23 protein-coding genes are annotated in these 26,606 nt (G+C 63.9%); 14 read left to right on the plus strand and 9 right to left on the minus strand.

Annotation, left to right across the window (positions count from 1 at the left end):
• Nucleotides 1-97: 97 nt before the first annotated feature.
• Nucleotides 98-1,393 carry an ABC transporter substrate-binding protein gene (locus NBH21_RS17950; RefSeq protein WP_250911836.1) on the minus strand — a complete coding sequence of 432 codons (1,296 nt, stop codon included), beginning with the start codon at nt 1,391-1,393 and terminating at the stop codon, nt 98-100.
• Between the two features lie 376 nt (nt 1,394-1,769).
• Between NBH21_RS17950 and NBH21_RS17955 the strand changes: the two genes are divergently transcribed.
• On the plus strand, nt 1,770-3,245 hold the full coding sequence (locus tag NBH21_RS17955; protein ID WP_250911835.1) for an FAD-dependent oxidoreductase: 1,476 nt from the start codon (nt 1,770-1,772) through the stop codon (nt 3,243-3,245).
• Between the two features lie 415 nt (nt 3,246-3,660).
• On the opposite strand, the gene NBH21_RS17960 is transcribed toward NBH21_RS17955, so the two are convergent.
• From NBH21_RS17960 to NBH21_RS17985, 6 genes are all read right to left on the minus strand, one after another.
• Nucleotides 3,661-4,728 carry a questin oxidase family protein gene (locus NBH21_RS17960; RefSeq protein WP_250911834.1) on the minus strand — a complete coding sequence of 356 codons (1,068 nt, stop codon included), beginning with the start codon at nt 4,726-4,728 and terminating at the stop codon, nt 3,661-3,663.
• A 175-nt stretch (nt 4,729-4,903) separates the two neighbouring features.
• Nucleotides 4,904-5,203 (minus strand): hypothetical protein, encoded by a 300-nt coding sequence (locus NBH21_RS17965; RefSeq protein WP_250911833.1) that lies wholly within the window; start codon nt 5,201-5,203, stop codon nt 4,904-4,906.
• Nucleotides 5,204-5,286: 83 nt separating this feature from the next.
• The gene (locus tag NBH21_RS17970; RefSeq protein WP_280924817.1) at nt 5,287-6,120 is read right to left on the minus strand and encodes a DeoR/GlpR family DNA-binding transcription regulator; all 834 of its coding nucleotides are present in this window, start codon (nt 6,118-6,120) and stop codon (nt 5,287-5,289) included.
• Nucleotides 6,121-6,574: 454 nt separating this feature from the next.
• Nucleotides 6,575-7,264 (minus strand): HAD family hydrolase, encoded by a 690-nt coding sequence (locus NBH21_RS17975; RefSeq protein WP_250911831.1) that lies wholly within the window; start codon nt 7,262-7,264, stop codon nt 6,575-6,577.
• Nucleotides 7,261-8,769 carry an FGGY-family carbohydrate kinase gene (locus NBH21_RS17980; RefSeq protein ID WP_250911830.1) on the minus strand — a complete coding sequence of 503 codons (1,509 nt, stop codon included), beginning with the start codon at nt 8,767-8,769 and terminating at the stop codon, nt 7,261-7,263. Before NBH21_RS17980 ends, NBH21_RS17975 begins: the two co-directional genes overlap by 4 nt.
• Nucleotides 8,770-8,783: 14 nt before the next feature.
• The gene (locus NBH21_RS17985; RefSeq protein WP_250911829.1) at nt 8,784-9,584 is read right to left on the minus strand and encodes a BtpA/SgcQ family protein; all 801 of its coding nucleotides are present in this window, start codon (nt 9,582-9,584) and stop codon (nt 8,784-8,786) included.
• Between the two features lie 241 nt (nt 9,585-9,825).
• Here NBH21_RS17985 and NBH21_RS17990 point away from each other — a divergent pair, with 241 nt between their 5' ends.
• Together NBH21_RS17990 and NBH21_RS17995 are read left to right on the plus strand one after the other, a co-directional pair.
• Entirely contained in the window at nt 9,826-10,611 is a 786-nt protein-coding gene (locus NBH21_RS17990; protein ID WP_250911828.1) for an SDR family NAD(P)-dependent oxidoreductase, read from the plus strand.
• A gap of 184 nt (nt 10,612-10,795) precedes the next feature.
• The gene (locus tag NBH21_RS17995) at nt 10,796-11,872 is read left to right on the plus strand and encodes an aldo/keto reductase (protein ID WP_250911827.1); all 1,077 of its coding nucleotides are present in this window, start codon (nt 10,796-10,798) and stop codon (nt 11,870-11,872) included.
• A 73-nt stretch (nt 11,873-11,945) separates the two neighbouring features.
• On the opposite strand, the gene NBH21_RS18000 is transcribed toward NBH21_RS17995, so the two are convergent.
• Nucleotides 11,946-12,824 (minus strand): polysaccharide deacetylase family protein, encoded by an 879-nt coding sequence (locus tag NBH21_RS18000; RefSeq protein ID WP_250911826.1) that lies wholly within the window; start codon nt 12,822-12,824, stop codon nt 11,946-11,948.
• A gap of 60 nt (nt 12,825-12,884) precedes the next feature.
• Nucleotides 12,885-13,865 carry an asparaginase gene (locus NBH21_RS18005; RefSeq protein ID WP_250911825.1) on the minus strand — a complete coding sequence of 327 codons (981 nt, stop codon included), beginning with the start codon at nt 13,863-13,865 and terminating at the stop codon, nt 12,885-12,887.
• A 334-nt stretch (nt 13,866-14,199) separates the two neighbouring features.
• On the opposite strand from NBH21_RS18005, the gene NBH21_RS18010 reads away from it, so the two are divergent.
• From NBH21_RS18010 to NBH21_RS18060, 11 genes are all read left to right on the plus strand, one after another.
• Nucleotides 14,200-15,681, plus strand: a complete 1,482-nt coding sequence (locus NBH21_RS18010; protein ID WP_250911824.1) for a 4-hydroxyphenylacetate 3-hydroxylase family protein — start codon at nt 14,200-14,202, stop codon at nt 15,679-15,681.
• 8 nt (nt 15,682-15,689) lie between these two features.
• Complete coding sequence (locus NBH21_RS18015; RefSeq protein ID WP_250911823.1) at nt 15,690-16,871, plus strand: amidase; 1,182 nt, start codon at nt 15,690-15,692, stop codon at nt 16,869-16,871.
• Entirely contained in the window at nt 16,868-17,791 is a 924-nt protein-coding gene (locus NBH21_RS18020) for a polysaccharide deacetylase family protein (RefSeq protein WP_250911822.1), read from the plus strand. Before NBH21_RS18015 ends, NBH21_RS18020 begins: the two co-directional genes overlap by 4 nt.
• A complete protein-coding gene (locus NBH21_RS18025; protein ID WP_250911821.1) occupies nt 17,788-19,296 on the plus strand; it encodes an amidohydrolase family protein in 1,509 nt (502 codons plus the stop codon). Before NBH21_RS18020 ends, NBH21_RS18025 begins: the two co-directional genes overlap by 4 nt.
• Nucleotides 19,289-19,828 carry a flavin reductase family protein gene (locus NBH21_RS18030; protein WP_250911820.1) on the plus strand — a complete coding sequence of 180 codons (540 nt, stop codon included), beginning with the start codon at nt 19,289-19,291 and terminating at the stop codon, nt 19,826-19,828. Before NBH21_RS18025 ends, NBH21_RS18030 begins: the two co-directional genes overlap by 8 nt.
• A complete protein-coding gene (locus NBH21_RS18035; protein WP_250911819.1) occupies nt 19,825-20,553 on the plus strand; it encodes a maleate cis-trans isomerase family protein in 729 nt (242 codons plus the stop codon). Before NBH21_RS18030 ends, NBH21_RS18035 begins: the two co-directional genes overlap by 4 nt.
• A gap of 58 nt (nt 20,554-20,611) precedes the next feature.
• Complete coding sequence (locus NBH21_RS18040) at nt 20,612-21,580, plus strand: AraC-like ligand-binding domain-containing protein (protein WP_250911818.1); 969 nt, start codon at nt 20,612-20,614, stop codon at nt 21,578-21,580.
• A 63-nt stretch (nt 21,581-21,643) separates the two neighbouring features.
• A complete protein-coding gene (locus NBH21_RS18045) occupies nt 21,644-23,083 on the plus strand; it encodes an NAD(P)-binding domain-containing protein (RefSeq protein WP_250911817.1) in 1,440 nt (479 codons plus the stop codon).
• 2 nt (nt 23,084-23,085) lie between these two features.
• Nucleotides 23,086-24,102: a hypothetical protein gene (locus tag NBH21_RS18050; protein WP_250911816.1), complete on the plus strand. Its 1,017-nt coding sequence runs from the start codon at nt 23,086-23,088 to the stop codon at nt 24,100-24,102.
• Nucleotides 24,103-24,147: 45 nt separating this feature from the next.
• Nucleotides 24,148-25,122, plus strand: a complete 975-nt coding sequence (locus NBH21_RS18055; protein ID WP_250911815.1) for a substrate-binding domain-containing protein — start codon at nt 24,148-24,150, stop codon at nt 25,120-25,122.
• Nucleotide 25,123: 1 nt separating this feature from the next.
• Complete coding sequence (locus tag NBH21_RS18060; RefSeq protein WP_250911814.1) at nt 25,124-26,473, plus strand: 8-oxoguanine deaminase; 1,350 nt, start codon at nt 25,124-25,126, stop codon at nt 26,471-26,473.
• Nucleotides 26,474-26,606 lie beyond the last annotated feature (133 nt).

Here is a 26,606-nt window from a genome sequence, read left to right on the forward strand (position 1 = left end):
GCGGCGGAGACCGAAGTTTGTCATACTGCTCGCAATTTCGCCTGCGTTGCAATCGGGGGCCGCCCGCCGTTGTCGCGACGGCGGGCGGAGCTGTTCGTCAGAACAGTTTTTCAGCGGCTGCCTGAGCCTTGTCGAGAGCATCCTTCGGCGTGACCGAACCGGAGAGCGCCGAGTTGACGGCGGTGCCGAGCAGATCCTGGATTTCCGGATACTGCGGAATGCGCGGGCGGAACTCGCCATTGCCGTGTTCGTAGGTTTCCTTGAGAACCGGCAGGAAGTCGAACTTGGCGTTCAGGTCGGCGTCATCGAGCTCGCTCTTGCGGATGAAGCCGCCGGCGCCGAGCATGTTGAATTCCTTGTGGATCTTCTTGCTGGTGACCCACTTGATGAAGGTCCAGGCCGCTTCCTGCTTGGCAGCATCGATATCGGCGTTGATCGACAGGCCCCAGCCGCCGACGCCGTATTGCGGCGTCATGCCTGCGGAAACCGGAGCAACCGAAATGCCGACCTTGCCGACGATGTTGGAGACCTTGGGATCGGAATAGGAAGTGGCGCCGACGGACCAGGTCTGCATGAAGGCTGCGAGACCCTGGCGGAAGCTTTCCTCGCGGCCGCCCCAGTCATATTCGATGGCGCCGGGAGGGGCCGCTTCCGTGAAGAGCTTCTTGTAGACTTCGAGGCTCTTGATATTGGCTTCGGAGTTCAGCGCCGGGTTGCCCTCCTTGTCGAGGATCGAGCCGCCGAGCTGGCTGTTGTACTGCATCCAGTCCTGCGCCACGGCCGGGCCCTTCTGGCCGTTGGCAACGAAGCCGTACTGCTTCTTGGCGGGATCGTTGAGCTTCAGCGCGTCTTCGACCAGTTCGTCCATGGTCTTGGGAACGGAAAGGCCGGCGGCTTCCAAGAGGTCCTTGCGATAGGCGAGAACGTTGGCATAGGCGGCCAGCGGATAGGCGACATACTTGCCGTCATACTGGCCGAGCGACGTCAAGATGACCGGGTAGATATCATCGAGATCGAGTTCGGCGGCGTCGCGCTTGACCCAGTCCGTCAGGTCGACCGTATACTTGTTTTCCGCATAGGAACCGGCCCAGACGATGTCCATGGTGACGAGGTCGTAGCCCTTGGTGTCGCCGATGAAGTCGGCGGTCGTCTTGGTCAGCAGCGTGCCGTAGTCCATGATCTCGACCTTGACGTCGGCGCCGGTCTCTTCCTTGAAGGCCGGGGCGAGCGTCTGCAGCACATTGGCGAAACCGTCGTTCATCGAGGCAATCGTCAGCGTCACGCCGTCGAGCGACTTGGCCTCGGCATAGGCGGCGGACGCCATGAGCGCGAGAACCGATACCGCCAGCCTGCCGGCCCGGACGGTCATGCGTGGTGAGGATAGTTTCATCATGGACTGCCAACCTCTTCTTTTTTCGGAACGGGATGATGGCAGGTTAGTCATGACCGATTTCAAGTCAAACAAAAATTCACATCCATCACAAAAAACATACCACTTCCATCCTCTCTGATTAATCCTTTTGCAAGGTGATGAAAGCGTAATCGCGATTTGATCCAATTTCAGGCAGGATTGCCTGATTTTTCATCCTATTGTTTTTGCTCTGATATTTTTGTTGCGTCTGTTCAGTATCCATTTTCCGCCGGAAAATGGTCTGAGCGCGTGCATCAAAGGGTGTGCATGTGCGAAAAAATTGAAAACAACACAATCAAACACTTTACAACTTTTCCACTCTCGATACTCTGACGGCGTTTTCCGGAGAAAAATCGCCATGCAGCCATCGACAGCGGATGTTTCAGCTTCCCCCTGCCCCGCATATGGAGCGGAGGCGCTTGCAGCACTTGAAGCGCAGGTGGCGCGCGAGCTGGCGATGATCGAGGCCGGCCAGCGCGAATGGGTGCCGGAGCGGCGCGACGCTGCGGGCGAGGTGATGGCCGATGTGGTCATCGTCGGCGCCGGCCTCTCGGGCCTGTCGGTCGCCTTCGGGCTGAAGCGGCAGGGCGTTCAGCGCGTGGTTCTCATCGATGCCGCGCCGGAAGGCCGCGAGGGACCGTGGGTCACGACGGCGCGCATGCGCACCCTGCGCTCGCCGAAGACGCTGACCGGGCCGGATCTCGCAATACCCTCATTGACCTATCGCGCCTGGCATGAAGCCAGCTTCGGCAGAGAGAACTGGGACGCGCTGGACAAGATCGACCGGGTCGACTGGATGGCCTATCTCGGCTGGTTCCGCGCGGTGCTCGGCCTGAAGGTGCGCAACGACACCAGGCTCATCCGCATCGAGCCCGGCCAGGGCTATCTGCGCCTGCAGGTGGAAGAGCATGGCGTGGCGAAGGAAATTGCCGGCCGCAAGGTGGTGATCGCCACCGGTCTGGAAGGTGCCGGCCGGCTGAACGTGCCTGATGTCATCCGCGAAAACCTTGCGCGCGACCACTGGACCCATAGCGGCGAAGAGATCGACACTGCTTTTCTCGCGGGCAAGCGGATCGGCGTTCTGGGCGCTGCGGCATCGAGCTTCGACTGGGCGGTGACGGCGCTGGAAGCCGGCGCCGAAAGCGTCACGGTTCTGGCGCGTTCCTCCGTGATGCCGCGCACGGAACTGCTGGACTGGTCGAACTTTCCGGGCTTCCTCAACCATTTCGCCGATCTGGACGATCGCAGCCGTTACCGCTTTACCCGGCGGATGTTCGCCTTCAAGACGCCGCCGACCAACGAGATGTTCAACCGCGCCATGGCCTTCGACGCCTGCCGGCTGGTGACGGGGGCCGACCTCCGCTCGATCGCCATGGATGGCGATGACATCCTGATCGGCACCAGCGCTGGCGATTTCCGCTTCGACCACCTGCTGCTCGGCACCGGCTACCGCGTCGATCTCGCGTGCCGGCCGGAGCTTTCCAACCTGATCGGCTCGGTCGCCACCTGGGCCGACCGTTTCGTGCCCAACGAGGGCGAGGACGACAGCGATCTGCTCGCCTATCCCTATCTCGGCCCGGCCTTCGAATTTCAGGAAAAGGCGCCGGGTACGCTGCCGATGCTCGCCGACATCCACGTCTTCAACAACGCCGCGGTTCCGAGCCTCGGGCCGGTCTGCAACGGCATCACCGGCCTGAAATCCGGCGTGCCGAAACTGGTCTCCGGCATCTGCCGCGGCCTCTTCCAGGCCGACGCCGAGCATTTCTACCGCTCGCTCGACGGCTACGACAAGATCCATTTCCAGCCGGAATATTGCTGCGACGGGGCGGCTTGAGGGGCGGCTGCAGTCCGTGTCCGGAACTGGAGCGCAACAGAAGGCAGACACTAGTAGTGATTTTTCCCGGAGAACACGCCACACGAGTGCTTTCGTCCACCCCCTCTACCCTGCCGGGCATCTCCCCCACAAGGGGGGAGACAGGATAGCGTACACCGCTCGTTCCTTTTTCAAGAACCTGTTCCTGGTTCGACTGTCGCAGAGAGGTCAGGAGGCCGAGAGGTTGGCCGTTCTGCCGTTCTCCCCCCTTGTGGGGGAGATGGCCGGCAGGCCAGAGGGGGTGACGCGTTCGCATCGATGGACCTAATAAGGTTTCCCGGAAGATGCCGCCCCATTCTTATTCGGAAAGCGGAACGCTGCAGTCCGGCTTCGGGATTCGGTTCCTTCGCGCCAACCGGCAAAGCCCCTGACGCACTCAGTCGCCGAATTCCACCAGCCCCACGCGCCGGGCGGCGACGACCTTGTAGAGGGGGTCGCCGGTGTAGCGGAATTCCTCGAAGGCGGAGAAGACGAGCGAGTGGTCGTGCTCGTCATTGGAGGAGACGGCGGCGGCGGCGATGACGTCGTCGGGTGGCACGGGCACCGCGCGCCAGCGGTCGAGAACCTCGGGCGAAGGCAGGTCGGGCATGCCGATCTTCGGGTAGAGCGCCATGACGACTTCCCAGAAATGCATGGCGAGCCGCTGCGGTTCGTCCAGATGGGGGCTGACCAGCCGGAGCCAGTGGCAGCCGGTGACGGCATGCAGCGCCTCGAAGCTCATGGTGGCGGCAAAAAGCGTGAGCGATGCGGGGCGCATGCGGTCCAGCAGATCCGGCGTCGGCGCGAGCCGCCCGAGATATCCCTGAAACGCCGGGAGCTTGCCCATGGCCTCGATCCATTTCCACAGGAGATAGGTCGGCGCATCGACATCGCGAAGCCGGGCATCGGCATGCATTTGAAGGATCGGCGCAAGCGGATCGGAGACGTCGCGATGGTTTTCCGCCGGAATGGCGTCGTAAGGCAGGTAGGTGGCGGCCCAGTAACCGAGGGCGACGGCGATTTCGGCGTCGTCATTGCGCAGCACCGCATAGGCAAGCCGCATCAGGCCATGGGTGGCGGAAGCGGCGATGCCGGGAAAGAGCCGCGGCAGATAGCGTCTTATGGTCTCGTGACCGCCGATTTCGGCGACGACGCCCGCAAAGAAGCGCCGCAGATCGCCTTCATGCTCGCGCTTTCCGAGCGCACTTTCCCAGTTGGTCTCGTCGATCAGCGTCACCGGCGACGGCGGGAAGGGAACGGCGTGGATGCGGGTATAATGCTCCGCATATTCCTCCAGCCGCGCCGGCGAAGCGCCGAGCCGCCCCATGGCTTCCAGAACCATGGGCAGGTGATTGGCGAGCAATACAGGAAATTCGCCGCTGTGACGGCCGACATCGGCAATCAGCGAAGGCAGCCGCTCGCCGGCCGAGGGATCGGGATAAATGCTTTTCAGGACAGTGACCATGATTGCGAAACCGTTCTTTCGTCCCGGAAATACCCCCGTGAACGTGGGCGGCAGCCTTGGGACGCTAAATCATCAATAAAGAACAATATCTAACACAAAGAAACAAAAGGCAACCTGATGCGCTTTCGTTCCGGTCAGATTTATTGGCTCATCTGGTGCTTTTCTCGCCCGGCATTCAGAATGGAAGCGCTTCATTCGGGGCGTGGCCAAACGCTTCCCGCGGATGCCGGCGATAGGCGATGAAGTCCAGTCCATCGCCCAGATGGGCCCATTTTTCCTGCCCGCCCGGACGTTGCCCGATCCACAGCGGATGGCGGAAGAAGATCAGCCTGCCGGAGCGCAAGCGGACATCCACTTCTCCGTCGGTGAATGGCGGCGGCCCGCCATGCCACTCGATCCAGCCATGGTTCGGCTGGTCCTGGAAAATCTCCCACCTGCCGTTGAGCTTGTCTTCTTCCCGGTTGCCGTCTGCCATGCCCTGCTGCCTTTCACGAGTCACGGACAGTCTACCATTCGCAGGCGATGGCGGTCAGGATATCGGGTCGGAAAAGAGGCCTTTTAGCTGGCGACGATGATCTCGACGCCGGCGTCGGTCAGTGCCTTGTAGAGGTCGCCGGTCGGCATCTCGTCGCAGATCAGCGTGTTGAACTCGGTGAGTGCGGCGACATAGACCAGCGACATGTTGTTGAATTTGGTGGAATCGCACAACACCACACGCCGCGAGGCGCGGGAGAGATAGATGCGTTTCATGTCGGTTTCTTCGAAGGAGTAGTCGAAGATGCCGTCCGGGGTCAGCCCGGAAACGCCGACAAAGGCGATGTCGAACCACAGGGATTCGAACTGGCTCATGGCGGAAGCGCCGCTGGTCGACATTTCCTCGCCGCGGATGCGGCCGCCGGCGAGATAGATCTCGGCGCCCTTGCCGGCAAGATGCGCGGCGCTGCGGATGCTGTTGGTGAAGATCTTGGTGTGCTGGCGGACGGAAAGGGTTTCCGAGACGAAATAGGTGGTCGTGCCGACATCGAGCGCGATACTGCGGGCACCGGCGGCCAGATCGGCGGCGGCATAGGCGATGCGGCGTTTCAGGTTCTCGTTGCGAACCAGACGGGTCTCGAAAGCGGGTTCCTCGCTATCGGCGGTATCGCTTGCCGGCATGGCCGGAGCACGGTCGGGCTTGACCGCGCCACCATGGGTGCGGATCAGCTTGCCTTCCTTCTCCAGCTCGACGAGATCGCGGCGAACGGTCATTTCCGACACGGAAAGCTGCTGCGCCAGATCGCTGACCGTCACGGAACCGACGCGGCCGATCGCTTCCACGATCGCAGCCTGCCGGACCTGCGCCAGGAATTTGGGCCGCTCGTTCGTTTTCACCGCCGACTGTTCCCTCGCCATTTGCTCTTGTCTTTCGTTTGTCGCCAATGCCCTTGCGGCAAGGATGGATACCAGCTTAGCCGAAAGGGAAAATGTTTCAAACAAAGCCTGTTCGAATCAAACACGCAATGCACAGACGATTATGGTCACCTCTGTGCGAAAGTACAGGTTGTGCAGGATGGGGGTGGGTGGGAGACGTGTGTGTGGCCTACCCCCCCTCTACCTAACCCCCTCTGGCCTGCCGGCCATCTCCCCCACAAGGGGGGAGATCAGATGGGGATACCGCTCGCTCCCTCTCGACCGAAAATGTCATCGCATCGCTGGAAATAGAAGCGAACAAGGGTGGCCGTTCTGCGGTTCTCCCCCCTTGTGGGGGAGATGGCCGGCAGGCCAGAGGGGGTTCAGGCCACCAGCAACAGCGCCGTTCACTCCGAACGAGATCGCACGCCAAAGCCCAAAACGGCTGAACCCTGCCCTACGCCCGACGCGCGAGCCCCTCCGCCCGCCCGGACGAAAACAGCGAGACGATCTCGGAAAGCGCACCAACCGTCATGGCCGGCGTCACGCCCGCACTCTCTGCCGCCGTATCCTCGTCCTGCGCCGTATAGAACACCGCATAAAGGCCCGCGGCCTTTGCCGAAGCAAGCCCGGTGAAGCTGTCCTCGATGGCGACGATCGAACCCGCGGGAAGGCCAAGGCGTTCGGCGGCCATGCGGTAGGGGAAGGGTGAAGGCTTTCCTTCCGCCACGTCGTCGAGGCTGATCGAAAAGCGAATACAGGAAAAGATTCCCATCGCGTCGAGATTGGCATCGACCACCGCCCGGCAGGAATTGGAAACGCAGACCTGGGGAATGCCGAGATCGGCGAGCATGCGGATGGTCTCGACGGCTCCGGGCATGGTCGTCAGGCTGTGGCGGTGTTCAATATAGTGGCGGTTGATCGCGTCCAGCCACTCCTGTTCGGCAGGCCCCGGCGGAAAGCGCGATTGCAGGCGCTTCCATACGTCGCCCATGTGAACGCCGCGAAACGCCATGTCCGGCAGATCGGTGAGATCGACGCCGAATCCCTTCGATGCCGCCACCAGCGCGCGGTGATGCAGCGGTTCGCTATCGACAAGCGTTCCGTCGATATCCCAGGCGACCGCCCGGAAATTCGGCATGCTCATGATCCCGCCTTCCAGCGCGGCGCCAGCCGGTCGTAGAGGTCGCGGTAGCGGCGGTAGCCGTCGCGGTAGGCCTCGACATTTCCGGGCTGCGGCTGAAGCACTTCAGAAAAGGTGACGAAGCGGGTGACGCCGCGCCAGTCGTCCTCGAGACCGACGCCGATTGCCGCCGTCCATGCCGCCCCGATGCAGGAGCCGGGATGGCCTGATAGCCGCTGCACCGGCGCATCGAGCACGTCGGCGACGATCTGCATCCATATGGTGCTCTGCGAGCCGCCATCGGAGACGAGGTAGCGCCGGGGGTCGTGGCCCATATCGACGAGGACCTCGACATGATGGCGGATGGCGTAGGCATAGGATTCCAGCAGTGCACGCCAGAGATGGCCGAGATCGTGGGAAAGGGTGAGGCCTTCCACGACGCCGCGGGCCGCGGGATCGTGGATCGGCGTCTTTTCCCCCAGCAGATAGGGAAGGATGGTCAGCCCGTCAGCGCCTGCGGGCCGGGCGGAAGCCAGCGTATCGAGATGCTGGTGGAGGCTTTTTCCGGTCGCACGCGCGGCTTCGCGCTCGCCGCCGGCGAAGGTTTCGACGAACCAGTTGAGCGCCGAGCCGCCGGTGGACATGCAGCCGTTCGGCATGAACAGGCCGGGCACCAGATGATAATCGAGGAACAGGCGCGGATCGGGTTTCACCACATCGGTCGCGGTGAGGATATCGACCGCGCCGCCGAATTTCAGGAGCACGTCGCCGGCATCGATGACGCCCGCCCCGAGCGCCGAGGCGATCATGTCGGCGGCACCGCCGACAACCGGCGTTCCGGCGGCAAGGCCGGTTTCGGCGGCGCCGCGCGCATCGATCACGCCCATGATCTCATGGGAGGCCCGCTTCGGCGGAATGGCATCCGGGGCGACATGGGCGAGCCGCACCAGTTGGTCGTCGATCAGCCCCGTCGAGACATCGACGAAGCCGGCTTCGAGCGCCCAGTTCTGCTCGACTGCACGGATGCCGGTCAGGCGATAGTTGATGTAGTCGTAGGAACCGAACACGGTGGCGATGCGCGAGAAGACATCCGGCTCGTGGCGTTCGATCCAGCGCAGCTTGGCGGTGACCAGCTGCTGGTTGATGCCGTTGCCGGCACGTTTCAGGAAATCGGCCTCGTCCCACTCCTGCCGGAGTTCGGTGACTTCCGCCCCGCAGCGGCCGTCGCTCTGCTGGATGCTGGGGCGCAGCACCTTGCCTTCGGCATCGAGCAGCACCACGGCCGGCAGCATGCCGGTGACGCCGACAGCCTTGATCGCGGTTGCGTCGAGGCCGCTCTGCTGGAGCAGTTCCGCAACGATGGCGCGGACATTTTCCCACCATTCCGCCGGGTTCTCCTCTGCCCAGCCGGCGCGGGGAGAGGAAAGCGTCACCGGGCGGGTGGCGGTCGCAAGAATGCGGTCGGGCAGCCCGACCAGAATGCCGATGGTCGAGGTTGTCCCGATATCCAGGCCAAGAACGACGGTCATGGAGGGGTTCCGTATCAGCGCAGGGTTTCGACGACGTCCATGAAGCGCTTGACACGGCTGCCGTCAACCGCGTTCCAGGTATTGCCATCGACCTTGAAGTGGGTGCCGATGACGACGCCCTGCGCCATGGAGAGGATGTCGCGCACGTTGTCGATGTTCACGCCGGTATTGGCGAAGACGGGAACGTCCTTGATGACTTCGCAGACTTCGCGCAGGTCCGACTGGTTGGCCGGCTGGCCGGTGATCGGGCCGGAAACGAGGATCGCATCGGCGAGCGAGGAGAAGACCGCGCTCTTGGCGCGAAGGGCAATCGGGCGCTGGTCGAGCGAATGGGCGAATTCCGCATTGATGTTGAACAGCATCTTCATGTCCTTGCGGCCGAGATTGGCGCGCAGGCGGGCAGCACCGGCGCAATCCGGCTCCCACAGGCCCATGTCCGAAGCGAACAGGCCGGTGAAGATTTCGCGCACGAAGCTTGCGCCGGTGACCGCGCCGATGGCGACGCTCGAAAGCGGGTCCCAGAGGTAATTGACCCCGAACGGCACCTTCAGCGACGGCTTGATCGCCTGCACGATGGCGGTCATCGCCGCGATGCTTTCCGGCGAGCCCTTGAAGACGTAGGGACGGTCGTTTTCATTGCCGAACATGATGGCGTCGACGCCGCCGGCCTGGAGCTTTTCCACGTCCGACATCACGTCATCGATGAGCTTCTGCACGCCGCCATCGGCGTCATAAAGCGGAGAGCCCGGCAATGCCCCGATATGGGCCATGGAAATCACGACTTTCTTGCGGGCTCCAAAGCAATCAAAAACCATTTGCAGATCCTTCAGCGGCGTCAGACTTGCGGGCGAAACTGCCCGTCCGGCGATGTTTCCGGCCCCGTGCCGTTGGGCGCGGCGAAGGGCCTGTTGGGAGGCGCGGCACGGCTCCGGAAGCCGCGACACGGATGTGAGTTGCAGGAAGCATAGACAGAGAAACGAACGCAAGCAAACAAAAAAAACATTTGATAAGTTCGATTTTGTTTCTTATCGTGGCGCAGCATAATAAGGAGTATCCATGACCCATCCGGTTTTCCCAGAGCTCAGCAACCGCCGCGCGTTTCTCACGGGAGGTGGCACCGGGATCGGCCTTGCGATTGCCCGCGCGCTCGCGGCCCAGGGGGTGACGGTCGCGATTGCGGACATCAATCTGAAGTCGGCGGAAGATGCGGCGGCGGAGATCGGCAACGGCGCGATTGCGGTCGAGATCGACGTGCGCAAGCGTTCCTCGGTCGAGACGGCGTTTGCAACGGCCGTCGAAAAGCTCGGCGGCATCGACATCCTGATCGCCAATGCCGGTGTCTCCACCATGCAGAAGGCGCTGGAGCTGACCGATGAGGAATGGGACTTCAATTTCGATGTGAACACCCGCGGCATCTTCCTGACCAACCAGATCGCCGGGCGTCATTTTTCTGAAAAAGGCAGCGGCTGCATCGTCAACACCGCATCGCTGGCCGCCAAGGTCGGCGCGCCGCTTCTGGCGCATTATTCCGCCAGCAAGTTCGCCGTGCTCGGCTGGACGCAGGCCTTTGCGCGCGAACTGGCACCACAGGGCATCCGCGTGAACGCCGTCTGCCCCGGCTTCGTCAAGACCGGCATGCAGAGCCGCGAAATCGAGTGGGAAGCAAGCCTGCGCGGCATTTCGCCAGAACAGGTGTTCAACGAATATGTCGGCCTGACGCCGCTCGGCCGTATCGAGACGCCGGAAGATGTCGCCGATGTCGTGGTCTTCCTGTGCTCGGAAAGCGCCCGCTTCATGACCGGGCAGGGCATCAACGTCACCGGCGGCGTCTACATGACCTGACGGAGGCTTCCGCCTCTCCGGCAGGTCCCGCGCAGTCGACTGTTTCAGCGCAATAACTTTGCCGCCCCTGCGGCGGGTTCCTGTGCTTTTGACAGCGGGCTATCCGTCAGCCAGTTTCGGTCGAGATGATGACGGCTGACCCGGATCGGGGTGGCCTGCAGGCGTTGGAGACCGGTGCGGAAGAATGGGCATAAAGACGCGTAACGCACTTGCGGGCACCGGGCTGGGCCGAACCGGGCCGGGGAAGGCCGCACTGGGACGGACCGGGATCGAGGTCTCGTCCGTGGGCTTCGGCACGGCGCCGCTCGGCGATTTCTTCGAACGGCTGGATGAGGCGACCGCCATCGAGACGGTCGCAAGCGCCGTCACTTCCGGCATCAACCTGATCGACACCTCGCCTCACTATGGAAACGGTCTGGCGGAGCACCGCGTCGGAACGGCTCTCAGAAGCCTTGCCCGCGAAGATGTGATCCTTTCCACCAAGATCGGCCGGGTGATGTCACCTGCTTCCCGGCACGGCGAGCCGCCACCGCCGCCGCCGCGCGGCTTCGTCGGCGGACTGCCGCACCGGCCGGCCTTCGACTACAGTTACGACGGCGTCATGCGCGCCTTCGAGCAATCGCTGCTGCGGCTCGGCACCGACCGCATCGATATCCTGCTCGTCCATGACGTCGATCCGTGGAGCCAGGGCGAGGACATGGTGGAGATCCGCTACCGGCAGGTGATGGACAGCGGCTTCAGGGCGCTCGATGCGCTTCGCAGCCAGGGTCTGGTGAAGGCCATCGGCCTCGGGCTCGACGACCACGAATGGTGCGAGCGCTTCATCCGCGAGGGCGATTTCGACGTGTTCCTGCTCGCGGGCCGCTATTCGCTGCTGGAACAGCCGGCGCTTTCGAGCCTTCTGCCGCTGGCGCTGGAGAAGAACATCGGCGTGATGCTGGGCGGCGTGTTCAACTCCGGCATTCTGGCGACCGGTGCCGTCGAGGGCGCGCGCTACAATTACGAGCCCGCCCCGCCCAATATCCTTGCCCGCGTCGCAAGCATCGAGCGGGTCTGTTCGGCCCATGGCGTAAAGCTCGCCCATGCCGCCGTTCAGTTCGCGCTTGCCCATCCCGCGGTCGCGACCATCGTGCTCGGCGCAGTCCATCCCGACGAGATCGCCCGCAATCTCTCGGCCGTCGCGGCGCCGGTGCCCCCTGCCCTGTGGTCGGACCTGAGGAGCGAGGGCCTGCTCGACATGGCCGCGCCCACACCGTCGTGAAGGAACGGCCCCCTATGGGAGCCGCCCATCTTGAAGCCTTTCCGCTCCCATCCGGCGCTGAAAGGCTTCGGCGTCAGCGGCGCGGGAAGCGTCTGGCGAAATCGTCGGCCATCTCGTCCAGCGTGCAGAAGCGCACGCCCTCATGGGACTTCAGATAGTCTATCAGCCGTTCCAGCATCATCAGCACCTGCGGGCGACCTGAAACGTCGGGGTGGATGGTGATCGGGAAGACGGCGTAATCCATTTCGCGATAGACCCACTCGAACTGGTCCATCCACATCTGCTCGATATCGCGCGGATTGACGAAGCCGTGGCTGTTCGGCGACTTCTTGATGAACATCATCGGCGGCAGGTCGTCGAGATACCAGTTGGCCGGTATCTCGATCAGGTCGGTCTCGACGCCGCGCGTCAGCGGCTTCATCCAGTCTTTCGCCTCGCGGCTGTAATCGATCTTGGTCCATTCGTCGCCGACGCGCACGTAATAGGGCGTGAAGTCGTTGTGCATCAGGGAATGGTCGTACTTGATGCCGCGCTCCAGCAGCAGCTCGTTGGTGACGTTGGAAAACTCCCACCACGGCGCGACGTAACCGGTCGGCGCCTTGCCGGCGAGGTTGCCGATCAGCTCGATGCACTTGTCGAGCACGTCCTCTTCCTGCTTACGGGTCATGGCGATCGGGTTTTCATGGCTGTAGCCGTGAATGCCGATCTCGTGGCCGGCGGCGGCGACTGCCTTCATCTGCTCGGGAAAGGTTTCGGCGGAATGGCCGGGCACGAACCATGTCGTGCGGATGTCCTTCCTGTCGAACAGCTTCAAGAGGCGGGGCGAGCCGACTTCGCCGGCAAACAGGCCGCGCGAGATATCGTCGGGCGAATCCTCGCCGCCATAGGAGCCGAGCCAGCCGGCGACCGCATCGACGTCCACGCCGATGCCGACCAGTATTTCCTTTGTCATGTCCTGTCTCCTTCTTTGCCGTATGTGGTTTCGCTGTATTGGGGAAACTGCTGAAAGCGGTCAGGCGGAGGCTGCGGCCAGCGCTTCGGCGCGGGCCTTTTCATCCAGACCGGAAGCGAGCACCACGGCGAGCAGCAGCCGTGCCTTGATGCCGCTGAGATCGCCGAGGAAATGCACGCCGGCGCGCGCGAGGCCGGCGCCGCCGCTGCCGGTATAGATCGGCGCGACGCGGCCGCTCGGGCAGCGGGTGGTGACGGCGACGGTGACACCCGCCGCAAGCGCCCGCTCTATGCCCTTCAGCACTTCGGGAGTGACATTGCCGCGCCCGAACGCCTCGACCACGATGCCTTTCGCGCCGGAGGCGACGGAGCAATCGATGAAGCGGGCGTCGAGCCCCATGGCGAGCTTGACGAGATCGACATTGGCCTCGATTTCGCTGTTGTCGAAGCGGCTGGCGATGAGCGGCCTGCGGTGGAAGATCACCCTGCCCAGATCGATTTCGCCGAGCTTGCCATGCTCCATGGAGCCGAAGGTGCCGACACGCGAGGCGTGGATCTTCGTGACGTCGCGGGCCGCATGGATTTCCTGCTCGAACACCACCAGTACGCCCATGCCGCGCGCTTCCTCGCTTGCCGCGACCATGACGGCGGAGAGGAAATTGCGCGGGCCATCCGATTCGGGGTCGTCCGCCGCCAGTTGCGCTCCGCTGAAGACGACAGGCTTTGCCGAATTGATGAGCAGGTCGGCGAGATAGGCGCTTTCTTCCAGCGTATCCGTGCCATGGGTGACGACGACGCCATCGACATCATCGCGGGCAACTGCTGCGCGGATGGTCTTCACCAGATCGAAGGCCATGGGCAGGGTCAGCATGTAGCTGCCGACGGCGGCGAAATCGGCGGCCTCCACCTCGACATCGGGCAATCTTTGGCGGGCGAGATCGACGAAGGCGGAGCCGGTGGAACCGACACCCACGTCGCCTCGTCCGGCATCGTATCTGGAGGCGATCGTGCCTCCCGTCGCGACCAGCACGACCTTTTTCATGAGGTATTCTCCAACGGGGTAATGACGGGCGGAATGGAGAGCCGGAACCGGCGATGACAGGGCTTCGCGTCGCTGCGGATGGCAGGGCATGACACGCGGAGCCGAAATTCAGGGCGCAAAAAACCGCTCGCTGAAAAGCGACCAAAGCGATCCACGGTGAAGGCAGGACCTGTTTTCAGGCTTTCCTGCTGAAAATTGCATCAAAAATTGCCTATTTTTTAGGCTTGACAAGATGATGAACAATTTTCTAGCATCATTTTACATTTTTTCTCCGACTGCAATGGGTAAAAAGCTTGGCGTCGGATTCCGGAAAGCGATTGCGGAGTCCCCAAATATGGCCAGGAATGGAAAATCCTATCTTTCAAGTCTCAATGACGGTCGTTCGATCTACATCGACGGCCGCAAGGTAGAGGATGTCGCGAGCGACCCGGCGTTCAGGAACGCCGCGGCTTCCGTTGCCGCCCTCTACGACTACCAGTGCGATCCCGCCAATATCGAGGACATGACCTTCGTGTCGCCGACGACGGGCGACGCGGTGAACCGCGCCTGGGAACTGCCGCAGACCTATCATGCGCTGGTGCGCCGCCGGCAGGCGATGGAGCGCTGGGCCGAGCAGAGCTGCGGCATGATCGGTCGTTCGCCCGATCATGTGGCCTCCACCATCGCCGGCTTCCGCATGGGGCTCCCGGTTTTCCAGGAATACGATCCGGCCCGGGCGGCAGCGGTCGAATCCTACTACCGCTATGCTCGCGACAACGACCTGTTCCTCTCCTACGTCATCATCAATCCGCAGGCCGACAAGGCGAAATCGGCGGGCAATCAGCCCGACAAGCACCTCGTCGCCTCCGTGGTCGACGAGGATTCGGAAGGCATCACCATTCGCGGCGCCAAGATGCTGGCGACCAGCGGCGTGCTGGCCGACGAACTGCTGATTTCCGGTTTCCAGGCCATGCAGGCCGGCGACGAGGCCTATGCCTTCACCGCGGCGGCCCCGATCAATTCCAGGGGCCTGACCCTGATGTCGCGCCGCAGCTACGAGGCGAACGCGATATCCGCCTTCGACTACCCGCTTTCGCATCGCTTCGACGAAAACGACGCCGTGGTCTATTTCGATGACGTGAAGATCCCCTGGGACCGCGTCTTCGTCAATCAGGACCTCAGGATGTCGCAGGCGCAGTGGCATTCCACCCGCACCCACGTCTTCCAGAACTATCAGTGCATCGTGCGCCTGATGGTGAAGCTGCGCTTCCTGCTGGGCCTCGCCCGCAAGGTGGCCGAGACCAACAACATCATCAACTATCCGCAGGTGCGCGAAACGCTCGGCCTCATGGCCGCCAAGGTCAGCAATATCGAGGCGCTGGTCACCGCGATGGAGCTGAAGGGCGAGACTTATGAGGGCTATTTCGTGCCCGACCGCTCGCTGCTCTGCACGGCGCAGGTGATCGCCCAGACCACCTATCCGGAAGTGGTCGAAACGATCCGCAACCTTTCCGGCGGCGGCCTGATCATGGTGCCGTCCTCCTACGAGGACTTCGAAAATCCCGCAACGGCCGGGATCATCGGCAAGACCCAGCGCTCGACGGTCTGCGATTCCGAGGAGCGCGTCAAACTGATGAAGCTCACCTGGGATGCGATCGGCTCGGAATTCGGCTCGCGCCACCTGCAATACGAGATGTTCTATTCCGGCCCGTCCTTCGTCACCCGCGGCAATTCCTTCCGCTTCTACGACTGGGATAACGTCAAGGGCTTCGTCGAAGGTTTCATGGATACCTACGACCTGCCGAAAGCCGCCGCCGTCCGTCCGGCCGCCGAGTGAGGCGCGTCATGCTGGACAGGGAACGCATTTCGCAAAGCGCATTCGTTTCGCGTGAGCGCCACCCCCTCGTGATGCGCGAGGAGGGGCCGCTTTCCGATCTGACCTTCGTGGTGAAGGATCTCTTCGACGTGGCCGGCCATGTGACCACCTGCGGCAATCCGGACCGCGCGCGAGAAGGCCGCAAGGCCGTTGCCACCGCGCCCTCCGTGCTGGTGCCGCTGATGAGCGGCGCCCGCATGCTGGGCAAGACCCAGACCGACGAGGTCGCCTGCGGCATGTTCGGCATGAACCCGCATTACGGCACGCCGATCAATCCCGCCGCCCCCGACCGGGCGCCGGGCGGCTCCTCCAGCGGCTCTGCCTCGGCGGTCGCGGCCGGCATCTGCGATTTCGGCATCGGCTCGGATACCGGCGGCTCGATCCGCGTTCCCGCAAGCTTCTGCGGCCTCTATGGCCTGCGCACCACCTTCGGGCGGGTCTCGGTCGCCGGCGTCATGGCCATGGCGCCGAGCTTCGATACCGTCGGCTGGCTTGCCCGCGATCCGGTAACGCTGCGCCGGGTGGCGGAGGCCTATTTCGGTCCCGTCGAGGCGAAAACCGCGCCGCGCCTGCTGATCGCCCGCGATGCCTTCGACATTCCTGTCAGAGGCATCGGCGAGGTGCTTCTGAAGGCGGCGGCCGGCCTCGGCAGCGCTTCGGAGGTTACGCTTTATGCCGAGGGCGTGGATTACTGGCTCGATGCCTTCCGCCCGCTGCAACTGCACGACCTCTGGTCGACGCTCGGCAACTGGGCGATGGAGCCCGGCCGCACGCTGAGCGAAGCCGTGGAACAGCGCATCAGGCTTTCCGCGACCGTCGATCCCGCCGCCCATGCGCTAGCGGTCGTTCGCCGCGAAAAGCTGACCGACCGTCTGGTCGACCTGCTCGGCGGTGACGGCCTGATGATCCTGCCGACCGCCCATGACCTGCCGCCGCTGCTCGAAGCCGGCGTCAGCGCCCAGATCGAGTTCCGGGAGAAGACGCTGGCGCTGACCTGCGTGGCGAGCCTTTGCCGCCTGCCGCAGATCAACATTCCGGCAGGCCTTGTCGAGGGATGTCCGGTCGGCCTGTCGCTGATCGCCGGTCCCCGCGGCGATGCGCGCCTGCTCTCCTTCGCCGAAAAGCTCGGCTCGCTGATGGGTGCGGCATGACGGTTGCGGCCGACCAGATGCGGGATTTCGTCGGCTATGGCCGCAACCCGCCCGACCCACGCTGGCCGAACGGCGCGCGTCTGGCCGTGGTGATCGTGCTGAACGTGGAGGAAGGTGCCGAGCCTTCCATCCCTGACGGCGATCCGGCGACCGAGATTGCGCTGACCGATGGCATTTTCGGCGAGGTGCCGGCAGGCACGCGGGATTTCGTCGCCGAAACCCTGTTCGAATACGGTTCCCGCGTCGGTTACTGGCGGCTGAGCGAGCTTTTCGCCGAACGTGGCCTGAAACTGACGGTGAATGCCTGCGCCCGGGCTCTGGAGCGCAACGGCGAGATCGCCGCCGATATCCGCGACAGCGGCTTCGATCTCTGCTGCCATGGCGACCGCTTCGTGCGGCACTTCCTGATGACCGAGGACGAGGAGCGGGCGGCAATCGCCCGCGCCGTCGAAAGCCTGACGCGAACGGTTGGCCGCGCACCGCTCGGCTGGCAGAGCCGTTATTCCCCGAGCGCCGCCACCCGCCGCCTTCTGGCCGAGCATGGCGGCTTTCTCTACGACGCGGATTCCTATGCCGACGACCTGCCCTACTGGACAGCCGTTTCCGGCCGGCCGCATCTCGTCGTGCCCCACAGCTTCACCCATAACGACAACCGGCTGGCGACGGCGAAGCTCGGCACCGCCGTCGACATGTACGAGCATCTCGCCGCCGCCTTCCGGGTGCTTTATGCCGAGAGCGCAAGGCGTCCGCGCATGATGACGGTGAGCCTGCATTCTCGTATTTCCGGCCAGCCCTCGCGCTTCGAGGCGGTCAGCCGTTTCCTCGATCTCGTCGGTTCCTTCGGTGACGTCTGGGTCGCCGGCCGCTCCGAGGTGGCGCGGCACTGGATCGCCACCCATCCGGCGGAGGGCCAGCGATGACATCGACCGCTCCGATCCTCATCCGCGGCGGCCTGACGGTCGATATCGACAGCGGCACGGCCGAGACCCGCGACATCCTGATCGAGGGCGGCACAATCAAGGCCGTCGGAGCACCTGGCGCGATCGATGCGCCCGGTGCCGTTCTCTACGACGCAACCGACAGGCTGGTCAATCCCGGCCTCGTCAACGGCCATACCCACGGCCACATGAGCCTGCACAAGGGCGTGGCGGACAAGTGGACGCTGGAGGCGTCGCTGACCAACGCGCCCTGGCTCGCCGGCCGGCGCGATCCCGACATCATGTATGCCTCGGCGCTGCTGACCGGCGCCGAAATGCTGATGAAGGGCTGCACCGCCTGCTTCGATCTCGTCTATGAATTTCCCCGGCCGACGGTCGAGGGCTTCTTCGCCGTGGCGCGCGGCTATGCGGATGCGGGCATCCGCGCGGTGCTGTCGCCGATGATCTCGGATATCAGCCTCTTCAGGGCCATTCCCGGCCTGCTCGACGCCCTGCCGGAAGAACTGCGCAGGCAGGTGGACGGCGAAATCGACGGCCGCCCCACCCTCGACGCTGTGCGGGACATCATCGCGCGGCGGCATGAGCTGCCGGACGGGATCACGCTGGCGCTGTCGCCCACCATCCCGCATCACTGCTCCGAAGGCTTCCTGATGGAATGCGCCGGCCTTGCCGCCGATAACGGGCTGACCATCCACATGCATGTTGCCGAATCCCGCCTGCAGGCGGTGGCGGCGCAGAAACTCTGGGGCAAGTCGCCCATCGCCTATCTGGCGGAACGGGGTGTTCTTGGAGAAAACTTTATCGCCGCCCATGCCGTCTGGCTGGATGACAGCGATCTCGACCTGATCGCCCGTCACGGCGCGTCCATTGCCCATATCCCGGCCAGCAACCTGCGGCTGGGGGCGGGCTTCGCCTTTATCCGGCCGATGCTGGAGCGCGGCATCGATGTGGCGCTGGCAACCGACGGGGCAAACTCCTCCGATGCGCTCGACATGCTGAGGGTCATGCGGCTCGCCTCCTATGTCTCCCATATCCAGACCGGCCCCCGCGAGGACTGGCTGGGGGCGGCCGAAGTGCTGAAGCTTGCGACCGCCGGCGGGCAGAAGCTGACCGGCCGTCCGAACGCCGGCCGCATTGCAGTGGGCGCGCCCGCCGATCTCGCCATGCTCGATCTCACGGCCATCGACTTCATCCCGCTCAACGACCCGGTGAACCAGCTGGTGACCTCGGCGGATGGCGCAAATGTCACCGATGTCCTCGTGGACGGCCGTTTTGCCCTTCGCGACCGCGTGCTCACCTCCCAGGCCTGCCGGGATCTCGGGGCAAGGGTGAAGGACGCCCGCCTCAGGCTTGCGGCGGCCAGCGGAGACCTGAAGGCGCTCTCGACGGCGCTCGAGCCGCATGTGGTCGCCTATGCCCAGTCCCTTGCCGGCGAGCCCCTGCCGGTCAATCGCTATCTCGCGGGCAGAGGAGACCCCCATGCCTGAATTTTCCCCCGCAATCCCGTCCGCCGATCTCCGGCGCGCCTTCGGCCAGTTCGCAACCGGCGTCGCGGTCGTTACCGCCCGTGCCGGGGAACTGACCGTCGGGATGACGATCAGTTCCTTCTCCTCCGTGTCGCTCGATCCGCCGCTGGTGCTCTGGAGCCTGCGCGACAACGCCCGTTCCCGGCCGGTTTTCGAGGAGGCCGGATCGTTCGCCATCAGCGTTCTCTCCGAAGAGCAATCGGATATCGCCCGCCTCTTCGCCAGTGGTCAGCCGGACCCCTTCCGGCAATGCGAGACCACGCTTTCGAGCCGTGGTCTGCCGTTGATCTCCGGCGCGCTTGCCGCCTTCGAATGCGAGACGCACCGCATCCATGACGGCGGCGATCACCGCATCTTCATCGGCGCCGTAACCGGCGTCGAGCTGGGTGACGGCCTGCCGCTCCTCTATTTCGCCAGCCGCATGTCGAGCGGCATCTTTCCGTCCCAGTTTCCCTCCCAGGACACTCCTTCCCAGAACAAGGCCACCCCATGACCCAGGTAACCCGTATCGGCCATATCACGCCGTCCTCGAACACCGCGCTGGAACCGCTGACCTATGCGATGAACGAGGGTTTCGGCCGCTCGGTCGCGCACCATTTCGCCCGCACGCTGGTCACGCATCTGGCGCTCAACAATTCCTCCGAGGCGCAGTTCCAGCTGGAACCGATGCTCGCGGCGGCACGGCTGCTGGCGGATGCGCCGCTCGACGCCATCGTCTGGAACGGCACCTCGGCCAGCTGGCGCGGCATTCATAACGACCTGGCGCTTTGCGAGGCGATCACCAAAGAGACGGGGCTTCCCGCCTCGACCTCGACGCTTGCCTTCTACAAGTCCTTCCGCGAATTCGGCCTGAAGAGGATCGGGCTGGCGCTGCCTTATACGGCCGACATCTCCTCGCAGATCGCGGTGGAATATGCGCGCCACGGCTTCGCCATCACCGACGTCGCCTCGCTCGGCCTCGTCGCCAACCGCGATATCGGCGCGGCCGAACCGGATGCGATCCGCGAGGTCCTGCGCCGTGCCGCAGTCTCGAAGCCAGACGCCATCGCGGTCGTCTGCACCAATTTCAACGCAACCGATCTGATCGTCGAGATGGAGGACGAACTCGGCGTGACGATCGTGGACTCGATTGCGGTCACCTTCTGGGAGGCCTGCCGCATTGCCGGCCTCGATGTCGCAATCGAGGGATGGGGGAGGCTTCTGGCCGGAAAGGCCTGACGGAGACGGGGAGGAAGACCGGACCGTACGCGTGACCAACCACTGAACGGAGAAGCCCATGTCCATGGCACCGACCGAAGGCTGGAGCAGAATCTGCACCGACGAAATCGCCCCGCATGATCGCCTCGACTTCTGGCATCACGCGACGAACACCCTTTTTCCGCCGACCCGCGTGCGCCGGTCCACCGATTCTGGTTTCTACGGCCATATCGCGTGGCGCTCCTTCGGCGAGGTGACGCTTGCCGATATCGTCTCGACGACGCTGGAGGTCAGCCGGACGGAGGAGCACATCAACGCTTCCGACCGCTGGTACGAGGTGAACCTGCAGATCGACGGCACGAGCTTCTTCAACCAGAGCGGCCGCGACGTGATCGCCAATCCGCGCTCCATCGTGCTCTACGACAGCCGCCAGCCCTATCGCATGGAATTCGACGGCCCCTATCGCCAGCTTTCCCTGAAGGTGCCGCGCGCGGCGCTGAGGGACCGCGTGCCGGGCATCGATCTGCTCACCGCCCGCGAGATTTCGGCGGAAACCCTTCCCGGTCGCTTCCTCTTCGATTTCGCGGTCGCCCTTTGCGACATCAAGGAGGACGATGCGGCCGCTCCCTTCCGCGCCCGCATCGAGGGCCATGTGATCGAGCTTCTGGCGACCGCACTTCTCGGCAGCGCCGAGCGCACGCCGCTTTCGGCGGGCCGTCAGGTCCAGCTCGGCCGGATCAAGTCCTTCATCCTTGCCAATCTCGACAATCCCGATCTGGCGCCGGCCGATATCGCCCGCGCCCAGCAGATCTCGCTGCGCTCGCTCTACGAACTCTTCGCCTCCGAGGAGAGCCAGGTGGCGCAATGGATCAAGCTGCAACGGCTGGAGCGCATCCGCAGCGATCTTTCCGATCCGCTGTTGCGCGGCTGGCCGATCACCACCATCGCGCTGCGCCGGGGGTTCAAGGACTTCTCCCATTTCAGCCGGGTGTTCCGCGGCCATTTCGGCGTTTCGCCGCGGGATTTCCGCAAGACACAGGTTCACTGAGAGGCCTTCAGGCCTCCGCCCCGCATCTAGACGCTTCGCGGGAAGAGAAGGATGGACGACAGAATGACTGAAGCAGGCACACGGCTTGAAGCCCTGGAACGGCGCGCGCGCCATGATCTCGACTGCGTGGACTATCCGGCCCGCGAATGGGTGAGCCGCCGCACCCATGAGGGCCAGCCGGTGGTCGACGTCGTCATCGTCGGCGGCGGCCAGAGCGGCACCTCGCTCGCCTTTCGCCTGATGCGCGAGCGCATCACCAATATCCGCGTGCTCGAGCGCAACCCGGCCGGTCAGGAAGGCCCATGGGTCACATTCGCCCGCATGCGGACGCTGAGAACCCCGAAAGGTGTCAGCGGCCCGGAATTCGGCATCCCCAGCCTTTCCGTCCGCGCCTGGTGGGAGGCGAAGTTCGGCGAGAATTCCTGGGGCGATCTCGGCCGCATTCCGAAGGAACTGTGGAACGACTACCTGAAATGGCTGCGCGGGGTCTCGGGCATCCCGATCGAAAACGGCGTCGAGGTGACCGGCATCGAGCCGCTTTCCGACGATCTCTTCGCAGTGACCGTGACGAAGAAGGGAGCCCCGGAGCGCATCCTTGCCCGCAACGTCGTGCTGGCGACCGGCATCGAGGGATGCGGCCGCTGGATCATCCCGGAAATGTTTTCCGAAGTGCTGCCGCGCGAGGCTTATGCGCACACATCGGAGCGGATCGACTTCACCGCCCTAGCCGGCAAGCGCATCGCCGTGATCGGCGCGGGCGCATCGGCCTTCGACAATGCGGCCGAGGCGCTGGAGCACGGGGCGGCCTCTGTCGATCTCTTCGTGCGTCGCAAGGAAATCCCGACCGTCAATCCGAACCGCTGGATGGAGTTTGCCGGCTTCATGCGCCATTTCGGCGATCTGGACGACGCCCGCAAATGGCGCTTCGTCAAGACGATCTTCGACCGCAACCAGCCGCCGCCGCAGGATACCTATGAGCGCTGCGCCCGCTTTCCCTCCTTTGCCATGCATACCGGAAGCCCGGTGCTTTCGGTCGCATACGAGGACGGCAAGGCGGTTCTGACGACGCCGGCCGGTGCCGGGAGCTATGATTTCGTCGTCATCGGCACCGGTTTCGGCGTCGACTTTGCCGCCCGGCCCGAGCTTTCCCGCTTTGCCGGCGAGATCGCCACATGGTCGGACCGCTACCAGCCGCCGGCCGGCGAGGAACATGCGCAGCTTGGCGGCTATCCCTATCTCTCCGACTGCTTCCAGTTCACCGAGAAGACGCCGGGGGCGGCACCCTATCTCAGGCACATCTTCAGCTACACCTATGCCGCCATGCCGAGCCTTGCCGGATCGGCGGGCATTTCGGCGTTGAAATTCGGGCTGGACCGGCTGTCGCGCGGCATTACCCGCGAACTCTTCCTCGCCGATGCCGATACCTATTACGAAAGCCTCGCCGCCTATGGCGAGATCGAACTGATGCTTCCGCAAACCGATGCTGAGAGACAGGCAGGCTGACCATGATTTCCGTTGAAGACCGCGCACAGCGCATCACCGAATCCGCCAGGAAGATTCAGAGCCCGTTTGCCGTCGATCCGACGCTCTGCCTCTACAGCCCGCAGGACAATGTGGAATCGCTGAAGCATCCACGCATCGCCGAATGGCTGAAGTTCGTCGAGGAGGAATACCAGCCACCCCTGCCGGATGCCGAGCGCAAGGTGTTGCTGTTCCTGCCCTGCACCAAGACCAAGCCCTATCCCTTTTCCTCCGAGCACCAGTCGATCAACCAGCGGCTGCTCGACAGCGGCTTCAAGCCGATGGACCGCCTCTACCTGCCGCAGGAACTGCAGGCCCGCATCGAGGCGCCGTTCACTACCGAGGTGCTGAACCTCTCGCTTCTCACCGACGGCAAGGGAACGATCATCCACCGCATGGTGATTTCCGAGCCGATGGGCGTCGTGCCTTACGAGCATATCGCGCAATACAAGGGCAAGCCTTCGCCGGCCTGCGCCTATGACGATCCCGGCCTGTTTGAGAACCGTGGCAATGCGGTTTCGCCCTGGCGGGAGGATTCCACCGCCGTCAAGGCTTCGGCGACGCGCTGGAAATGGGGTGACGAGGAAAAGCGCAGCTACGTGACGATGCATAACGAGATGTCGTCCACGGTCGCTAGGGTCATCCACCGCATCGGCCATAACTATACGGACATCGTTTCCTGGGTGGCGCCGGGGCTGACCCATCGCAGCTTCGTCATTGCCCGCGACGAGCGCGCCGCCAACAACGTCGCCTCCCGGCGCAAGGTCGGCAGCGGCTTTATGGAACTGGTAGGCGCCAATGACGGCCTGCCGCAGGATCTGCGGATCGACTGCCTGCCGACCATCGAGCAATGCAAGGACGCCGTGGTGCGGCTGGCCAAACGGCTCGACATCGACACCGCGCACGCCACGGCGATCTACAGCCGCGGCGGCGCCAACGCCACGCCTCTCGCCCTGCCGGAATTGCTGGACGTTCTGCTCCAGCGCATCAACCGCGCCTGAAGGCACCCAGACAGAAGACACCCCCAGAAGGAATAGGGACGGATCATGACCAAGACCCCGCTGAAGCTCGGCCTGAGCGATAGCGACCGCACCAGACACATCGCCAGCGGCGAGGCCCCGATCGTCGGCTTCGACGTCGATGTGACCATGGTCGGCGTGCAGGCGCTGTTCAACGAGCAGCTTTCGAAACACACCTATGACGCCTGCGAATTTCCGCTCGGCACCTATCTGCGCACGCTGGAAAAGCCTGACAGGCCCTATCTCGCCATTCCGATCTTCCCCTCGCGTCACTTCCGCTTTTCGAGCGTCTATGTGAACGCCGCAAGCGGCATCGAAAAGCCGGCCGATCTCGCCGGCAAGAAGATCGGCGTCGCCGTGTTCGACATGGCGGCGGCGGTCTGGTTGCGCGGCATCTTCGAGGATTACTACGACCTGCCGCGCACCGCGCCGATCTATGTGACGGCCGGCTTCGAAGGGCCGCGAACCGGCGACGAGCATCCGCAATTCTATCCCGACCGTTTCACCTTCGAGGAGCGCCGCGATACCGGCCTTGCCCAGCTTCTCGCTTCCGGCGAGATCGATGCGCTCTACACCGCCCGCGCGCCGAGCACATGGCCATCCGACACTGTGCGCCGCCTGTTCGACGATCCGGTGAGCGAGGAGATTTCCTACTACCAGAAGAGCGGCCTTTTCCCGGCCATGCATGTGCTGGCGATCAAGCGGCCGGTCGCCGAGGCCAATCCGGGCATCGTCCGCGCCCTCTACGACGCCTTTGTCAGGGGACAGCAGATCGCCCGCGAACGCCTGTTCGAGGCGGCTGCCCTCTCCACCATGCTGCCCTGGCAGATGGACCACCTGCTCTTCACCGAAAAGCATCTCGGCACCGACTACTGGCCGACGGGTGTGGCGAAGAACCGGAACCTCGTGGAAACCGTCACCCGCTACATGCTGGAGGACGGGCTGATCTCGACGCCGTTCAAGGTCGAGGATCTCTTCAGCGCCGAGATGATGGATACCTGACATGCGCATCTGGATCAGGAACCCGCTTGCCATCATGGCTGACGATGCCCCTTACGGCATCGTCGTGGAAAATGGCCGCATCGTCGAACTGGTCGGGGGCGACGGTCCCGCCGCCCCGGTGGACGAGGAATTCGACGCGAGCCGCCATGTCGTCATCCCCGGCCTCGTCAACACCCATCACCATTTCTTCCAGACGCTGACGCGGGCGCATCCGGCCGCGATCAACAAGGAACTCTTTCCCTGGCTGAAAGCGCTCTATCCGCTGTGGGGCACCCATCTCGGGCGCGAAAGCTTTCGCCTCGCCGTGCGGCTGGCGCTGACCGAGCTTCTGATGTCGGGCTGCACCACCGCATCCGACCATCTCTTCGTCTTTCCGCCCGACATGCCTGACGCCGTCGATATCGAGGCGGAAGAGGCGGCGAAGCTCGGCATGCGCGTGGCGCTGACGCGCGGTGCGATCAATCTCGGTTCGAAGAGCGGCGGCATCGCCGACGAACGGCTGATGCAGGACTACGATACCGTGCTTGCCGATTGCGAGCGCGTGCTCGGCAAGTATCACGACCGCCGCGACGGCGCCTATACCACGGTCGCGCTCGCGCCCTGCGCGCCCTTCAACGTCACCCGCCAGCTGATGATCGATACGGCTGTGCTGGCGGAAAAATACGACTGCCGCCTGCATACCCATCTCGGCGAGACGCATGACGAGGACGATTATTGCCTGCATCATTTCGGCTGCCGCCCGCTCGATTATCTCGAACAGGTGGGCTGGATGAACGACCGGGTCTGGCTCGCCCACGGCATTCATTTCGACATGGACGAGATCAAGCGCATCGGCAAGCACCGCATCGGCGTCTGCCACTGCCCCACCTCGAACATGCTGCTCGCTTCCGGTCAGTGCAGGACGAAGGATCTGGAAGAGGCCGGCGCGATCGTAGGCCTCGGCGTCGACGGTTCTGCATCGAATGACAATTCCAACATGATGGAGGGCGTGCGACAGGCGCTGCTGCTCGGCCGCCTGACCTATGGCGCATCCGCCGTCACCCATCACGATGTGTTGCGTTGGGCGACGGAAGGCTCCGCCCGCTGCCTCGGCCGCACCGATATCGGCCGCATCGCGGTCGGCTATCAGGCGGATCTCGCCATGTTCACGCTGGACGAACTGCGCTTCTCCGGCGCGGGCGATCCGCTTGCAGCCCTCGTCCTGTGCGGCGCGCATCAGGCCGACCGGGTGATGGTCGGCGGCGAGTGGCGCGTGACCGACGGAATGCCTGTCGGCATGGACGTGAAGAAGCTCCGCTTCGAGCACGGACAGGCCGCCCAGCGCTTTCTTTGCGAGGCGACGGCGGGGTGAGGTTGGGGGCTGCTTGCGGGCGGGAATTCTCCGGGCGATTGATGCTTGCCACTGATGAGCATGCGGTCCGAGAGAAGATGCAACGCTCTATCCCGTTGTTTTCCCACGCCTTCGCCCACAAACCCACCGACCG

The organism is Ciceribacter sichuanensis, assembly GCF_024055605.1.
Taxonomy (GTDB): domain Bacteria; phylum Pseudomonadota; class Alphaproteobacteria; order Rhizobiales; family Rhizobiaceae; genus Allorhizobium; species Allorhizobium sichuanense.